The 15,606-nt window shown below is 65.0% G+C and carries 14 protein-coding genes and 1 pseudogene; 7 read left to right on the forward strand and 8 right to left on the reverse strand.

From position 1 onward, the window contains the following. Positions 1-3: 3 nt before the first annotated feature. Positions 4-396 carry an MAPEG family protein gene (locus tag M7H45_RS03645; protein ID WP_298214803.1) on the reverse strand — a complete coding sequence of 131 codons (393 nt, stop codon included), beginning with the start codon at positions 394-396 and terminating at the stop codon, positions 4-6. 94 nt (positions 397-490) lie between these two features. On the opposite strand from M7H45_RS03645, the gene gmk reads away from it, so the two are divergent. Both gmk and M7H45_RS03655 read left to right on the forward strand, forming a co-directional pair. Next, positions 491-1,141, forward strand: coding sequence for a guanylate kinase (gmk, locus tag M7H45_RS03650; RefSeq protein ID WP_298214805.1), 651 nt, complete (start codon positions 491-493; stop codon positions 1,139-1,141). A 194-nt stretch (positions 1,142-1,335) separates the two neighbouring features. Next, the gene (locus M7H45_RS03655) at positions 1,336-1,680 is read left to right on the forward strand and encodes a hypothetical protein (protein WP_298214807.1); all 345 of its coding nucleotides are present in this window, start codon (positions 1,336-1,338) and stop codon (positions 1,678-1,680) included. Positions 1,681-1,790: 110 nt separating this feature from the next. Here M7H45_RS03655 and M7H45_RS03660 read toward each other — a convergent pair whose 3' ends face one another. Both M7H45_RS03660 and M7H45_RS03665 read right to left on the reverse strand, forming a co-directional pair. Continuing rightward, complete coding sequence (locus M7H45_RS03660; protein ID WP_298214809.1) at positions 1,791-2,372, reverse strand: hypothetical protein; 582 nt, start codon at positions 2,370-2,372, stop codon at positions 1,791-1,793. A gap of 321 nt (positions 2,373-2,693) precedes the next feature. Continuing rightward, the gene (locus M7H45_RS03665; protein ID WP_298214811.1) at positions 2,694-3,443 is read right to left on the reverse strand and encodes an SDR family oxidoreductase; all 750 of its coding nucleotides are present in this window, start codon (positions 3,441-3,443) and stop codon (positions 2,694-2,696) included. Between the two features lie 229 nt (positions 3,444-3,672). On the opposite strand from M7H45_RS03665, the gene gyrA reads away from it, so the two are divergent. The 3 genes from gyrA to M7H45_RS03680 are packed head-to-tail and all read left to right on the forward strand — an operon-like array spanning position 3,673 to position 7,452. Continuing rightward, positions 3,673-6,408 (forward strand): DNA gyrase subunit A, encoded by a 2,736-nt coding sequence (gyrA, locus tag M7H45_RS03670; RefSeq protein ID WP_298214813.1) that lies wholly within the window; start codon positions 3,673-3,675, stop codon positions 6,406-6,408. After that, complete coding sequence (coaD, locus tag M7H45_RS03675; protein ID WP_298214815.1) at positions 6,401-6,907, forward strand: pantetheine-phosphate adenylyltransferase; 507 nt, start codon at positions 6,401-6,403, stop codon at positions 6,905-6,907. The genes gyrA and coaD overlap by 8 nt, the downstream gene beginning before the upstream one ends. 56 nt (positions 6,908-6,963) lie before the next feature. Then, complete coding sequence (locus M7H45_RS03680; RefSeq protein WP_298214830.1) at positions 6,964-7,452, forward strand: peptidylprolyl isomerase; 489 nt, start codon at positions 6,964-6,966, stop codon at positions 7,450-7,452. A gap of 36 nt (positions 7,453-7,488) precedes the next feature. Here M7H45_RS03680 and hpnJ read toward each other — a convergent pair whose 3' ends face one another. Genes hpnJ through dxs form a run of 4 tightly spaced genes read right to left on the reverse strand, consistent with a single transcriptional unit; the run spans position 7,489 to position 12,640 of the window. Next, positions 7,489-8,919: a hopanoid biosynthesis associated radical SAM protein HpnJ gene (hpnJ, locus tag M7H45_RS03685; protein ID WP_298214832.1), complete on the reverse strand. Its 1,431-nt coding sequence runs from the start codon at positions 8,917-8,919 to the stop codon at positions 7,489-7,491. A 22-nt stretch (positions 8,920-8,941) separates the two neighbouring features. Continuing rightward, entirely contained in the window at positions 8,942-10,069 is a 1,128-nt protein-coding gene (gene hpnI, locus M7H45_RS03690; RefSeq protein ID WP_298214817.1) for a bacteriohopanetetrol glucosamine biosynthesis glycosyltransferase HpnI, read from the reverse strand. A 12-nt stretch (positions 10,070-10,081) separates the two neighbouring features. Then, the gene (locus tag M7H45_RS03695) at positions 10,082-10,690 is read right to left on the reverse strand and encodes an ABC transporter substrate-binding protein (protein ID WP_298214819.1); all 609 of its coding nucleotides are present in this window, start codon (positions 10,688-10,690) and stop codon (positions 10,082-10,084) included. A gap of 18 nt (positions 10,691-10,708) precedes the next feature. Further along, positions 10,709-12,640 (reverse strand): 1-deoxy-D-xylulose-5-phosphate synthase, encoded by a 1,932-nt coding sequence (gene dxs / locus M7H45_RS03700; protein WP_298214821.1) that lies wholly within the window; start codon positions 12,638-12,640, stop codon positions 10,709-10,711. Positions 12,641-12,949: 309 nt separating this feature from the next. Here dxs and ispH point away from each other — a divergent pair, with 309 nt between their 5' ends. Continuing rightward, entirely contained in the window at positions 12,950-13,903 is a 954-nt protein-coding gene (gene ispH / locus M7H45_RS03705) for a 4-hydroxy-3-methylbut-2-enyl diphosphate reductase (protein WP_298214823.1), read from the forward strand. Positions 13,904-13,913: 10 nt separating this feature from the next. Further along, on the forward strand, positions 13,914-15,074 hold the full coding sequence (hpnH, locus tag M7H45_RS03710) for an adenosyl-hopene transferase HpnH (RefSeq protein ID WP_298214825.1): 1,161 nt from the start codon (positions 13,914-13,916) through the stop codon (positions 15,072-15,074). A gap of 3 nt (positions 15,075-15,077) precedes the next feature. Here hpnH and M7H45_RS03715 read toward each other — a convergent pair. After that, positions 15,078-15,606, reverse strand: a pseudogene (locus tag M7H45_RS03715) (hypothetical protein); the annotation flags it as partial.

A 15,606-nucleotide genomic window follows, 5' to 3' on the forward strand; every position in this document is an offset into this window, starting at 1 on the left:
CCGCTAAAGCGAGAGGGCGAGGGCGGCGAGGGCGGCGATGAGCAGCACCAGCCAGGTGAGAACCGCCCCGGCGGCGCGAAAGAGATTGGGCTGGGGCCGGGCCATGCCATAGGCGTGCAGCAGCCGGGCGATGACCAGCAGCGCGCCGGACCAGGCGACGAGCCGGGGCGCGGCGCCCCCCTCCAGGCAGAAGGCGAGCAGGAGCAGGATCAGCGGCACGTATTCCGCGAAATTACCCTGGGCGCGGATGGCGGCGAGCAGCTTGTCGTGCCCCGGCCCGCCATCGCCCAGCAGGACTTTTTCCGAGGTGCGGTGGCGTGAGACATTGAGGGAGAGGACGAGGAAGATGAGCCCCAGCAGGCCGGCTTCCAGCAACAGGCTTTGAAATCCAGGCATGGTTGTTTCCTTGACGATTAATTGGACGCCCTGCCGGCTTACCATGGCGGCGAGGGATTTGATACGCTCACGCCCCCGCGCTATGAGCCTGGCCATGAGCGAAGCGGTCCAAGCCACGCGGCGCAGAGCCTTGAATAGGCGCGGCCTTTGCCTGGTGCTGGCCGCCCCCTCCGGCGCGGGGAAGACCACGCTCTCCCGCGCGCTGCTGGAGATCGACGACCAGCTTTCCCTTTCCATCAGCGTGACGACGCGCGAGCGCCGTCCCGGCGAGAAGGAAGGCAAGCATTATTATTTCATTTCGCAGGAGCGGTTCGACGCGATGGCGGCGGCGGGGGAATTGCTGGAATATGCGCGGGTATTCGGCCGTTCCTACGGCACGCCGCGCGCCCCGGTGGAGGAGGCGCTGAAGGCCGGGCGGGACGTGCTGTTCGATATCGACTGGCAAGGCTTCCGCCAACTGCGCGCCGCGCTGGGCGATGACGTGGTGGGCGTGTTCATCCGGCCGCCCTCGCTGGAGGTGCTGCGCAACCGGCTGACCAAGCGCGGCGACAGCCCCGAACAGGTGGCGAGCCGCATGGCCCATGCCGAGGCGGAGATCAGCCACGCCCCGGAATTCGACTATATCGTCGAGAACCGGGATCTGGACGTGGCCCTGGCGGATATAAGGGCGGTTTTACGGGCGAGCCGGCTGCAGACGCGGCGGCTTCTGAACCCCGGCGGGATCGCGCACGCGCCCGCGGACTGAAGGCGCGATTTCGCCAGATTTCCGCTCAAGCCGGACCATTGCTACAACCAGGGCGAGACACTATGTTACGTTCGGGCGTCAAGCCCGGCGTAACCAGAATAAATCATACCGGCCATGAAAGGGAGGTGGGTCTGATTTAGTGGGATTAAGAATATGTTGAAATGGTAACGGTATCAGTCAAAAGGAAAATGCCAATGCGTTTTGTTCATGTATCGGCGGCCGCGCTGTTCGCCGCTCTGGCGGGGATGGCCCCGGCGATGGCGGGCGAGGGAACCTGCAACGCGGTGATCTGCAATATTCCCGACGTCCATATCCACGCCAATGGGGTGATGAGCCAGGCGGATGTCGCCAAACAGCTCAAACAGATGGGTTATACCAATATCCGTCTGAGCCCCTATTCCCCGACCACGGTCGTGCCGTGCCCGCAATTGTCGCACCCGACCCCCACCTCTGATCTCGCCAAGACCCCGGCCCATCGCGGCTGGAACGGCACCGCCGAGAAAAATGGCGACACCGCCAACGTGTATGTTGATTTCTGAACCCGCGTGAAACCGTGTGAACAGGGCGCCGCGGCGCCCTGTTCATAATTTCGGCCTGGCGAGGCGGAAAACCGTTTCGTCATGGCTGGCCGCAAGCGATGCGAATCGGCTCATGAAGACCATCCGGGTCTTGGCTGGACCAACCCGCCCCCCCGGAACAGCCGCTTGCGCTGCCCCACCTCTTGCAGGCAGATCTCTTTCTCCAAAACCCAGCGCAACCGCACCTGGAAACGCTCCCCATTGGGAAGCTCAAGGGTGGAGATTCCCGCGAGGCTGGGCGCCGGCTCCAGCTTGGTCACGCGGTAGAGAACGCCGCTATGCATTCCGAGAAATTTGCATTCATAGGGCTGGAGCCGGCCATCCTCATCGGCGCAAATGAGGCGGGTGACGGGGTTGGTGATCATCAGCCCCATCATGTTACCCTGGAGCCAGCGCACGGTGACGTCGCGGGTCCAGCCATCGGCCTTGTGGCCCAAGGTGATGTTTTGCCCCGGCTTGAACAGGAGCGCGGCGGTGTCCTGCCGGTGGGAAAGGAGCACGGCCCGGTAACCGGTGGCCGAACTATTCACGAGGCGGCATTTATGCTGAACGGAGCGGCCCGGTATTTCGAGATAGATATGCTGGCTGAGGCTGCTCTCCGGCGCCACCTGGGCGCGGTGCGCGGCGAGGCGGCGCTCATTAACCGCGGTCAAGCCGGGTTGGCTGGAAGCGAACTGGTCTGGGGAAGGTTTCATCCGGCCGGCAGCCCGTTTTCTGATTTACCGATGCCCTGGATTAGCGGGGATTGATTAAGATTTTATTGCGCAGACCCTGCTTGGCCGGACTCCCGCCAAGCCGGGCCAGAGCGAGTCCTGGCAGGACCCGAGCGGGACCCGGGTTTCACGTTCAATGTTTGCCGCGTCCAATCCGGCGACTGGAAGGTGGCTGATTAAAACGAAATAGCCGGGACGCGCCGGGATATGCCAGCGGCGCCCGGCTATCGCGGACGAATCAATCTTCCTGAGGGGCCGGTATCAGATGGTACGGCCGCCATCCACCTCTAGGACCACGCCGGTCACCAGCTCGGCCTCGTCCGAGGCCAGATAGACGCAGGCATGGGCGATGTCCTCCGGTTTCGAGAGCCGCCCGAGCGGGATGGTGGCGAGGAAGCGGGCCCGGTTTTCGGGCGTGTCCGGCACGCCCATGAAGCTGCCGAGCAGCCCGGTTTCGCCCATCACCGGTGCCACGCAATTGACCCGGATTTTCTGCGGCGCGAGTTCCACGGCCAGCGATTTGGTGACGGTGTTCACCGCGCCCTTGGTGGAATTATACCAGGTGAGGCCGGGCCGGGGCCGTATGCCCGCCACCGAGCCGATATTGATGATGTTGCCGCCGCCCTGCTTGAGGAATATCGGCACGATCGTATGGGTGGTGTGATAGATCGACTTCACGTTGATGGCGTAGACTTTGTCGAACTCGTCCTCGGTGATCTCGAGCAGGGGCTTGTTGCGGTGGGTCCAGCCCGCGTTATTGACGATGATGTCGATTTTACCGAAGCGGCTGAGCGTGGCGGAGACCATGGCCTCCACCTCGGGCCGCTTGGTCAGGTCCACCGTGACGGGCAGGGCGTTGGCGCCGATCTCGCCCGCGACGGTTTTGGCGCCCTCGCCATTGACATCCGCCACCGCGACATTGGCGCCTTCCTTCGCGAAAATCCGGGCGATACCCGCCCCGAACCCCGAGGCCGCGCCGGTGACGATCGCCGTTTTTCCCTTGAGACGCATGACTGATCCTCTCGTTTGATATTGGTTGCCCGGCTGGTGGCCGGTGCGGGAATTCTGGCCAGTTTCCCGCAAGGCCGCAAGGCTGGCGGGCGGGGCGGCGCATTTGTAAAACCCCCGCCGCCATGCTATGAATAACAGGCAATGTCTAAATTTTTTTTGAGTGACATCAATAGCTTGGGGATAGGCGGGGCACAGGCCCGCGCGGCCCGTCGCGAATCCCTGACCTGACATGAGCGGCACCGGCGAACCCGGCGAGGGGCAACCCGCCCTGCGCGGCATGGAGCCTGTCTCCATCGAGCAGGAGATGCGCAAATCCTATCTGGATTACGCCATGTCCGTCATCGTCTCGCGCGCGCTGCCTGATGCGCGGGACGGGCTGAAGCCGGTGCACCGGCGCATTCTTTTCGCCATGCACGAGGCGGGCAACACGCCAGAGAAGCCCTACCGCAAATCCGCCCGCATGACCGGCGATGTCATCGGCAAATTCCACCCCCATGGCGAATCGGCAGTCTATCTCGCCGGGGTGCGTATGGCGCAGGAGTTTTCCATGCGCCTGCCGCTGATCGACGGGCAGGGGAATTTCGGCTCGATCGACGGCGATAACCCGGCGGCGATGCGTTATACCGAGATGCGGCTCGCCCCGGCGGCGATGCTGCTGCTGGAGGATATCGACCGCGACACGGTGGATTTCCAGCCGAATTACGACGAGAGCGAGCAGGAGCCGCGGGTGCTGCCCGCCGCCTTCCCCAACCTGCTGATCAACGGCGCGGGCGGCATCGCCGTGGGCATGGCGACCAACATTCCGCCCCACAACCCGGCCGAGATCATGGAGGCGGTGCTGGCGATGATTTCCGATCCGGAGATCACGCTGGAGGCGCTGATGCGGATCGTCCCCGGGCCGGATTTCCCCACCGCCGGGATCATCCTCGGCCGCTCGGGCATTCGCGCCGCCTATGAGACGGGGCGCGGCTCCATCATTCTGCGCGCCCGCGCCGCGGTGGAGGAGATCCGCAAGGACCGCCAGGCGATCATCGTCACCGAGATCCCTTATCAGCTCAACAAATCCACGCTGCTGGAGCGTATCGCCGAGCTGGTGCGGGCCAAGGAGATCGAGGGCATCGCCGATCTGCGCGACGAGAGCGACCGCGAGGGGATGCGCATCGTCATCGAGCTGAAGCGCGACGCCACCGCCGAGGTGGTGCTGAACCAGCTCTACCGCCTCACCCAGCTGCAGCAGAGTTTCGGCATCAATATGCTGGCGCTGGACCGCGGCCGCCCCCGCCAGATGGGGCTGAAGGAATTGCTGCGCCTGTTCATCGAGTTCCGCGAGGAGATCATTCTGCGGCGGGCGCGCTTCGACCTCGGCAAGGCGCGGGACCGGGCGCATCTGCTGATCGGGCTCGGCATCGCCGTCGCCAATATCGACGAGGTGATCCGCATCATCCGCGCCGCGCCGGATTCCAACACCGCCCGCGCCGCGCTGATGGAGCGGGACTGGCCGGCGGACGATATTCTGCCGCTGCTGGCGCTGGTGGATGACGCGGGCAACAGCGTCTCCGCCCTTAACACCATCCGGCTGACCGAGGCGCAGGCGCGCGGCATTCTCGAATTGCGGCTGGCGCGGCTCACCGGGCTGGAGCGCGAGAAGATCCAGGCGGAGCTCGCCGAGGTCGCCGAGCGGATCAAGGACTATCTGGAGATCATCGGCAGCCGCATCCGGCGGCTGGAGGTGATGCAGGCGGAGATTGTCGCGGCGCGCGATAAGATCGCCAGCCCGCGCAAATCCTCCATCGAGGATTTGGAGGCGGATCTCGACGATGAAAGCCTGATCGAGCCGGGGCAGATGGTGATCACCCTGACGCGCGACGGCTTCATCAAGCGCACGCCGCTGGAGGTGTTCCGCCAGCAAAACCGCGGCGGGCGCGGGCGGGCGGCGGCGGCGACGCGCGGGGACGATATCGTCACCCGCAGCTTCAATGCCCATACCCATCAATACGTGCTGTTCTTTTCCTCGGGCGGCAAGGTGTATCGGGAGAAGGTCTGGCGCCTGCCCGAGGCCGCCGCCAACACCAAGGGGCGGGCGCTGGTCAATTTGCTGCCCGAATTGGGCGGCGACCAGATCACCACCGTGCTGCCCTTGCCGCAGGATGAGAGCCTGTGGGAAAATCTGCACCTCGTCTTCGCCACCTCCTCAGGCTATGTGCGCCGCAACCGGCTGGCGGATTTCCGCAATGTCCGCGCCTCCGGGCTGATCGCGATGAAGCTGGATGAGGGCGACCACCTCATCGGCGTCGCCACCTGCCGGAAGGGCGATGACGTGTTTCTCGCCACCCGGCTGGGGCGCTGCATCCGCTTCCAGATCACCGATGAAACCTTGCGGGTGTTTTCCGGGCGCGATTCCACCGGGGTGCGCGGCATCCGCCTGGGGGCGGGCGACGAGGTGATGAGCCTCTGCGTGCTGCGCCATGTGGAGGCCAGCGTCGAGGAGCGCGCCGCCTATCTGCGCCAGCGCAACCAGGCGGCGGAGGAGGGCGAGGAACCGGTGGTGGAGGAGAGCGAGGAGCCGGTGGCGGAGACCACCCTCTCCGAGGAGCGGCTGCGCGAGCTGGCGGCGGCGGAGGAGATCATTCTCACCGTCACCGATGCCGGGCTCGGCAAGCGCAGCTCCGCCTATGAATACCGCACCTCCGGCCGGGGCGGGCTTGGCATCGCCAATATCACGCTCAACCCCAAGCGCGGCGACAAGGCGGTGGTGGCGAGCTTTCCGGTACGCCCGGGCGATGGCGTGATGCTGGTGACCAATGGCGGGCGGCTGATCCGCCTGCCGGTGGACCAGATCCGCGTCAGCCGCCGCGCCTCGGGCGGGGTGATGCTGTTCCGCCTCGATGATGACGAGCGGGTGACCAGCGTGTTTCCAGTGCTGGAGGATGACCAGCCCGAAGCGGAGGACATGGCCAATGATTGAACGGATCGCGATTTATCCTGGAACCTTCGACCCCATCACCAATGGGCATATCGACATCATCTCCCGCGCCGCGCGGCTGGTGGACCGGCTGGTGATCGGCGTGGCGGTGAATATCGGCAAGGGGCCGATCTTCACGCTTGAGGAACGGGAGGAGCTGGTGCGCGCCGAGGTAGCGCCGCTGGCCGCCAAGGCGGGCATCGCCATCGAGGTGCGGCCTTTTTCCACCCTGCTCATCGACTTCGCCCGCGAGGTGGGGGCGCGGATGATCGTGCGCGGGCTGCGCGCCGTTTCCGATTTCGACTACGAATTCCAGATGACTGGAATGAATTACCGGCTCGACCCCGAGATCGAGACCGTGTTTCTGATGGCGACCGAGCGCCACCAGTTCATCTCGTCGCGCTTCGTGAAGGACATCGCCACTTTCGGCGGGGATATCTCCTCCTTCGTGCCCAGCCTGGCGAATGAAAAAACCAAGGCCAAAATGAAAGGGAATGCATGACGAGCCGCCGCACCCTCCTCACCGCCACCACAGCCACCCTGTTGACCGGAGCCACCATGAGCGAAGCCACGGCCGATACCCCGGCCTCCAACACCTTGAAAATGACCTTGAAATATGGGGAGGTCACCATCGCTTTGCGGCCCGACCTCGCCCCGCTGGCCGCCGAGCGGCTGCGCACCCTGACAGCGCAAGGGTTTTATGACGGCTGCAAATTCTTCCGCGTCATCGCCGGTTTCATGGCGCAGACGGGCGACCCCACCAATACCGGCACGGGCGGCAGCTCCTTGCCCAATTTGCCGGCGGAATTCACCCAGGATGCGAGTTTCCTCACCGGCACGGTGGGCATGGCCCGCACCCAGGACCCCAACTCGGCCAATAGCCAGTTTTTCATCTGTTTCGACCCGTGCAACTGGCTGGATGGGCAGTACACCATCGCCGGCCAGGTCACGGCGGGGATGGACGCCGTCCAGCAGATCAAGAAGGGGTCGGGGTCCAGCGGCCAGGTGCAGGACCCGGATTCGATCATCAAAATGGTCGTCGCCTGAGCAAACCGGGGCGGCCGCGCGCCGCCCCGCCTGGCGTCACGCCGCCTTGATGGTGTGACGCTCCTTGAGGAAGGCGAAAAATTCCACGCCCTCGCGCAGCCGCCGCACCAGCATTTGCGGCGAGAGCGCCATCTCCTTGACGATCGAGAGGATCTTGGAGGGGCGGAAGTAGAATTGCCGGTAGATTTCCTCCACGGCGTCGAAAATCTCCTGATGGGAGAGGTGGGGGTAATGCAGCGGCGCGATCTGCACGCCGTGCTCGTCGATCAATTCCGCGTGCTCGATATCGAGCCAGCCCTCCTTCACCGCCTGGTTATAGAGGAAGGTGCCCGGATACGGGGCCGCCAGAGAGACCTGGATGGTGTGCGGGTTGATCTCCTTGGCGAATTGGATCGTCTCTTGCAGAGTCTCGCGCGTCTCGCCGGGCAGGCCGACGATGAAGGTGCCGTGGATGGTGATGCCGAGCTTGTGGCAATCGGCGGTGAAGCGCTTGGCGACCTCGATGCGCATGCCCTTCTTGATGTTGTGGAGGATCTGCTGGTTGCCTGATTCGTAGCCGACCAGCAGCAGGCGCAACCCATTCTCCTTCAGCACTTTCAGCGTGTCATAGGGCACGTTGGCCTTGGCGTTGCAGGCCCAGGAGATGCCGAGCCTGCCCATCTCCCGCGCGATGGCCTCGGCGCGGGGCAGGTTGTCGGTGAAGGTGTCGTCATCGAACATGATCTCCCGCACATTGGGGAACAGCTCGATGGCGCGCTTGACCTCGGCGATGACGTTCTCCACCGAGCGGGTGCGGTATTTATGCCCGCCCACCGTCTGCGGCCACAGGCAGAAGGTGCAATGGGATTTGCAGCCCCGCCCGGTATAGATCGAGATATAGGGGTGCTTGAGATAGCCGATGAAGTAATCCTCCATCCGCAGATGCTTCTTGTAGACGTCCACGACGAAGGGAAGCTCGTCCATATTGGCGAGGAGAGGCCGGTCCTCGTTCTTGACGATCTCGCCGGCCTCGTTGCGCCACCAGATGCCCTGCACCTCGGCCAGAGGCTTGCCCTCGGCGATCTCCTTGATGGTGAAATCGAACTCATTGCCGCAGACGAAATCGAGCACCGGGGCGCGCTCCATCGACTCCACCGGCTGCACCGCCACCTTGGCGCCGACGAAGCCGACCATCATCGCCGGGTTCAGCCGCTTGAATTCCTCGGCCACCTTGACGTCATTGGCGAAGGAGGGGGTGGATGTGTGGATGATGAGCAGCTGGTGCGTCGCCGCATGGGGCAGCACGTCCTGCATGGTCAGCCGGGCGGGGGGGGCGTCGATGAGAGTCGAATCCGGCAGCAACGCGGCGGGCTGGGCGAGCCAGGTGGGGAACCAGAAGCTCTTGATCTCGCGCCGGGCCTGATAGCGCGAGCCGGCGCCGCCATCGAACCCGTCGAAGGAAGGAGGCTGCAGGAACAGGGTTTTCATCGTCATTTCGTCTCTCACTCTCTCAACTCGGTTCGACCCGGCCGGAATCGGCGGTCAACGGCGTGCCGCGCCACATGACCCGGCGGCCCGTGAAGCTGGCGATATAGATGATTATGGATAGAAAATCACGCATCGGGAACAGCCAGATCGCCCCGGTGGGCGGCAGGCGCAGCGCGGCCTCCACCCGCTGGGCGCAAAGCGCCCGCAGGGCGAGGGCGCCCAGGCAGAGCAGCGCGCCCCACCAGGCGAAACCGGAACAGGCCAGGGCGAGAACCGCCCAGAACAGGGGAATTTGCAGGATGGTGCCCGCGAAGGCGAGCGGCACCAGGGCCCGGATGGTGCGGCCCCAGCGCAGCTCATGGCGGAAGAGGGCGGCGAGATCCGCCTCTGGCACCGTGGTGGCGGGGATGACCTGGGCGAGCACGACCCCCAGCCCCGCCGCGCGCACGCGCCGGCCCAGCACCTGGTCGTCGGCGAGGTGATCCGCCAGCGCCGCGAAGCCGCCGATTCGCGCCAGCGTGGTCTTGGAGAGCGCCATGGTGGCGCCCAGGCAGTCCTGGCGGCCGAGCCAGCGGGCCAGCAGCGCGCCGGGGAGAAAATTATGGTTGATCTGCGTGGCGCCGAGCCGCGCCGCCAACCCCGGCCCGGCGGGCAGGCCGGTATAAAGCGTGGTCGCCAGCCCGGCGCCGGGCGCCTCCAGCGCGGCCGCGATGCTGTCGAGATAATAAGGCGGGACATGAACATCCGCATCGGCGATGACCAGCCGCTCATGCCGGGCCAGGGGCCGCATGTTGATGAGATTGGCAATTTTGCGGTTGCGCCCATGCGGCGTGTCATTGACCATCAGGGCCACATCCCGCTCCGGGTAGCGCTCGCGCAGCCGGGCGAGGAGGGGAAGCACCGGGTCGGCGCTGTTCTGGACGCCGAAGACGAGCTGATACTCGGGATAGTCGAGCAGAAAGAAGGATTCGAGCGCTTCCTCCAGCAGGGGCTCGACGCCGCAGAGCGGCTTCATCACGCTCACCGGCGGGCGCGCCAGCGGCGGCCGGCGGGGGGGCGCGCAGAAGCGCTCGGTCAGCCGCGCGCCGAGGGTGAGCTGCGCCATGCCCGCCAGGGCGAGCAGGGCGGTGATGAGAGCCGCGATCTGCAAGAGGGAACGGGTTTAGCCTCCCTGCAATTTCTTGATCTTGGCTTGCAACGCCGAGATCAGCTGCGAGGCGTCGCCCGATTTGACCAGGGAGGAGAAATCCGAGGCGTGGACCGCGACCTGGCTGATCGTGCCGTTGAGCAGCACGTCGTCGATCTTCCAGCCGGCGGTGGTGTTTTCCACGACGTAATCGATCTCCACATCCGCGGGCTCAAGCTTGGTGGCGATGATTTCCTTGCTGCCCAGCGGCTTCTCGCCGGGGAGGATACTGATGGTCTGGCCGTTATAATTGTCGAACTGGGAGACGTAGCTCGCAATGGTGAACTGGGTGAACAGGTTGATCAGCTCGGTCTGCTGGGCGGCGGGCAGGGTGGACCAGAGGAAGCCCACCGAATTCTGGGTGACCACCGGGAAATTATAGGCGTTTTCCACGATGGGCGCGAGGGCGGTGTAGCGGGTCTGGAAATCCTGACCCGCCGAGGCGGCCTTCATCGTGGCGATGAGGCCGTCATCCAATGCCTTCACCGGCGCCGTCGCCGCGTCATCGGCGCGGGCGGCGGAGGAAGCGAACAAGCCGCCGGCGAGCGCCAGCGCGGGAAGATAAAAAAGGGATCGGTTTTTCATGCCCCTCATATAGGTGCCTTATTGTGCTGGAATCGCGACGAAATCATGGATATTTGGTATACCGAGCGCGGCGATGGCGTTGGCGACGATATGTTGCGCCGTCAGCCCGGCCTCGATGAGCTGCGCCGCCGGCGTGTTATGGTCGATCAGCCGGTCGGGCAGGGTCATGGGACGGAATTTCAGCCCCTTGTCGAAGGCGCCGCTCCAGGCGAGGTGCTGGGCGACGGCCGCGCCGAAGCCGCCCGCCGCGCCTTCCTCGATGGTGATCAGCACCTCGTGATGGCGGGCGAGCTGGTCCACCAGCTCCGTGTCGAGCGGCTTCATGAAACGGGCATCCGCCACGGTGACGGGAAAGCCCCGCGCCGTCAGCTCATCGGCGGCGGTCAGCGCGTCGGCCAGGCGGGTGCCGAGGCTGAGCAGGGCGATGCGCCCGCCCTCGCGCAGCAGCCGGCCCTTGCCGATCTCCCAGGGCGTGCCGCGCGCGGGCAGCTCCACGCCCAGACCCTCGCCGCGCGGGTAGCGGAAGGCGGAGGGGCGGTCATCGATGGCAGCGGCGGTGGCGACGGCGTGCATCAGCTCGGCCTCGTCCGAGGGCGCCATGATGACCATGCGCGGCATCGGCCCGAGATAACAGAGATCGAACGCGCCCGCATGGGTGGCGCCGTCCGCCCCCACCAGCCCCGCCCGGTCCATGGCGAAGCGCACGGGCAGGCTTTGCAGCACCACGTCGTGCACCACCTGGTCGTAGCCGCGCTGGAGGAAGGTGGAGTAGATGGCGCAGAAGGGTTTCAACCCCTCGGTGGCCATGCCGGCGGCGAAGGTGACGGCGTGCTGCTCGGCGATGCCGACATCGAACATGCGGCTCGGGAATTTCGCCTCGAATTTGTCGAGTCCGGTGCCGGGCGACATCGCCGCGGTGACCGCGACGACGCGGGAATCCGCCTCCGCCTCGGCGATCAGCGCCTTGGCGAAGACCGAGGTGTAGGTGGGCGGTCCGGGCGGGCTCTTCTTCTGCTCCCCGGTGACCACGTTGAATTTCTGCACGCCGTGATATTTATCCGCGGCCGCCTCGGCCGGGGCGTAGCCCTTGCCCTTTTTGGTGACGACATGCAGCAGCACCGGCCCCGGCGCGTCCGAATCGCGCAGATTGCGCAGCACCGGCAGCAGATGCTCGAGATTATGCCCGTCTATGGGGCCGACATAATAGAAGCCCAGCTCCTCGAACAGCGTGCCGCCGGTGAGGATGCCCCGGGCATATTCCTCCGCCTTGCGGGCGGTGCGCTCGATGGGGCCGGGGAAGCGCTTGGCCATCTTGGCCGCGAAATCCCGCAGCGAGAGAAAGCTGCGCGAGGAGATCAGCGTCGAGAGATAGGCGCTCATCGCCCCGACCGGCGGGGCGATGGACATGTCGTTATCGTTGAGGATGACGATGAGGCGGGATTTCATCGCCCCGGCATTGTTCATCGCCTCATAGGCCATGCCGGCGCTCATCGAGCCGTCGCCGATGACGGCGATGACGTTGCGCGGGTCTTTCTCCTGCTTGAGATCCCGGGCGACGGCCATGCCCAGCCCCGCGGAAATCGAGGTGCTGGAATGCGCGGCGCCGAAGGGGTCGTATTCGCTCTCCGAGCGGCGGGTGAAGCCCGAGAGCCCGCCCGGCTGGCGCAGGGTGCGGATGCGCTCCCGCCTGCCGGTGAGAATTTTGTGCGGGTAGCATTGATGGCCCACATCCCAGATCAGCCGGTCATGCGGGGTGTCGAACACCGCGTGCACCGCGACGGTGAGTTCGACCACGCCGAGGGACGAGCCCAGATGGCCGCCAGTGACGGAGACGGTGTCGATGGTCTCGGCGCGCAGCTCATCGGCGAGCTGCTTCAGCTGGTCGGTGGAGAGGTTACGCAGATCCTGGGGATACTGAACGCGATCGAGCAAGGGGGTTTTGGGTGGCATTAGCAAGATCCTCTATGAAACCGCATCCCAGTCATCCCCATCTCGCCTATCCTTTGTCCTGATCTATTCATAGATAACAACCGATTCGGAGTCCCGCTTGCGTGAATGTATCCGTGACACTTAGGCGACCATTGCGGGAAAAGCCAGCTTTGGAGTTCCCGCTGGCCGCCCCTCTGACCTGTGGCTTTTTCATCAGCGATTTAATTAAGCGTACGCCGAAGCTTGCGAATTGTAGAGCCAATGACCTATTGCTGAGGCAGAATGCGCCGTAGCGTGACCCCCGGGCAACAGATTGGCAGGATGGAAAATATGGATGGTTCACAATCCCCGAAGAGTTTGCGGGTGATCCTCGCCCAGCCGCGCGGGTTTTGCGCCGGGGTGGAGCGGGCGATCGATATCGTCGAGCGCGCCCTGACCAAATTCGGCCCGCCCATCTATGTCCGCCATGAGATCGTGCATAACCGCCATGTCGTCGAGGATCTGCGTTCGCGCGGGGCAGTGTTCGTGGATGAGCTGGACGAGGTGCCCGAGGGCGCCTGGACCGTGTTTTCCGCCCATGGGGTCGCCCGCAAGGTGGTGCAGGCGGCGGGTGAGCGCAGCCTGCCGGTGATCGACGCCACCTGCCCGCTGGTCGCCAAGGTTCATGCCGAGGGCCGCCGCTACGCGGCCCAGGGCCGCGAGATCGTGCTGATCGGCCATGCCGGCCATGCGGAGGTGGAGGGCACGATTGGCCAGATCGACGGCACCGTATATCTGGTGCAGACGATTGAGGATGCAGAAAAGCTGCAAGTTCAAAACCATGAGCGGCTTTCTTATATAACCCAGACCACGTTGTCGGTGGATGACACGCGCGGCATCATCGCCGCGTTGAAAGCGCGCTTTCCCCAGATCGTGGGTCCGGACGTGAAGGATATCTGCTACGCCACCCAGAACCGGCAGGAGGCGGTGCATCATCTGGCCGCGCTGGTCGATGTCATCCTGGTGGTGGGCAGCCGCAATTCCTCCAACTCCAACCGGTTGCGCGAGATCGGCGCCGAGCTGGGCCGCCCCGCCTATTTGATCGACGACGCCGCCCATCTGCGCCCCGAATGGTTCACCGGGGTCAGCAAGGTGGGGTTGACAGCCGGCGCCTCCGCCCCCGAGGTTCTCGTACAGGGCGTGATCGAGGGGCTGCGCCGGTTCGGGCGGGTCGAGATCGAAATGCTGGCCGGCACGCCGGAAGACGTCAAATTCAAGCTCCCGGCCGAAGTCGCCGAGATTTAAGAGGCAAGATATGGGTGTACCGCTGAATCAGGCTCTCCGCGTCGGAGGCTATATTCTCAAACAGCATCTCCAGGGCAATAAGCGCTACCCGCTGGTGCTGATGCTGGAGCCGCTGTTCCGCTGCAACCTGGCCTGCCAGGGTTGCGGCAAAATCGACTATCCCAGCGAGATCCTCAACCAGCGCCTGTCTTTGGCGGATTGCATCAAGGCCGCCGAGGAATGCCCGGCGCCGATCATCGCCATCGCCGGAGGCGAGCCGCTGCTGCACCGGGAGATGCCGCAAATCGTCGAGGCCTATCTCAAGATGGGCCGCTTCGTCATTCTCTGCACCAACGCGCTGCTGCTGGAGAAGAAGATCGACCAGTACAAGCCGCATAAGAATTTCTGCTGGGACATCCATCTCGACGGCGACAAGGAGATGCACGACCATTCCGTTGACCAGAGCGGGGTGTATGAGCGGGCGGTCGACGCGATAAAATTGAGCAAATCCAAAGGATTCCGTACATCGATCAACTGCACCTTGTTCGAGGGCGCCGACCCTGACCGGGTGGCGGCCTTCTTCGATACGGTGGCCGGACTCGAGGTGGAGGGGGTGATGACCTCGCCGGGCTACGCCTATGAGCGGGCGCCGGACCAGGAGCATTTTCTCAACCGCCAGCGGACCAAGGAGCTGTTCCGGGCCATTTTCCGCCGCGGCAAGGAGAGCGCCAAACGCGGCAGGAAATGGAAATTCACCCAGTCGCCGCTGTTTCTGGATTTCCTCGCCGGCAACCAGACCTATGCCTGCACGCCCTGGGGGAACCCGACCCGCAATGTTTTTGGCTGGCAGCGCCCGTGCTATCTGCTGGGCGAGGGCTATGCCAAGAGTTTCAAGGAGTTGATGGAGACCACCGATTGGGACCGCTATGGCGTCGGCAATTACGAGAAATGCTCGGATTGCATGGTCCATTCCGGCTTCGAGGCCACGGCGGTGATGGATTCGGTCAAGCACCCCTGGAAGATCGCCAAAGTCGCCCTGAAGGGCATCAAGACCGAGGGGGCGATGGCGCGCGATATTCCGCTCGATAAGGCGCGCAAGGCGGAATACGTGTTTTCCAAGCATGTGGAGAGCAAGCTCGCCGAGATCCATGCCGCCAAAGCGGCGCGCGAGGCCGCGCCGGCCGCCGAATAACGTTCAAGAGCGGGGAAGGGCGCGCAGCCGCCCGGCCAGGGCGTGGCGGGCGGCGGCGGCGTCGCGCCCGGCTCTGATCAGGTCAGGGATCTGCCCAGGCCGGCGGAGCAGAGAGGCGGCGATGCCGGGCAGGTTGAGCCCGCCATCCGGGCGCAGGGCGGTGAGCGCCGCGGCGGGCAATGCCCGTTCCGCCGGGTCCGCCACCGCGCGCAGCGCCGCGAAAGGCCGGGCCGCCGCCGCCGCGATTTCAGCCACCGCGCCGGATTCGAGGTCGATCGCATCGGCCCGGTGCTGGTGGAAGAGCCGCGCCTTGGCCGCCGGGGTAGCGGCAATCTCGCCCCCGCCCAGAAGCGGGCCGGAGGTGGCGCCGCCCAGAAAGCGCAGCAGCCGCGAATCGCAGGCATAGGCCCCGGATTCGGTAAGAATGAGGGGAGGCACCAGCACCGCGCCGGGGCGCAAGCCGGGGCGCAGCCCGCCCGCGAGGCCGAAGCTGACCAGCGCCGCCACGCCCTCCGCCAGCAGCCGCCGCGCC

Origin of the sequence: Acidocella sp., from assembly GCF_027352905.1 — a bacterium.
GTDB lineage: Bacteria > Pseudomonadota > Alphaproteobacteria > Acetobacterales > Acetobacteraceae > Acidocella.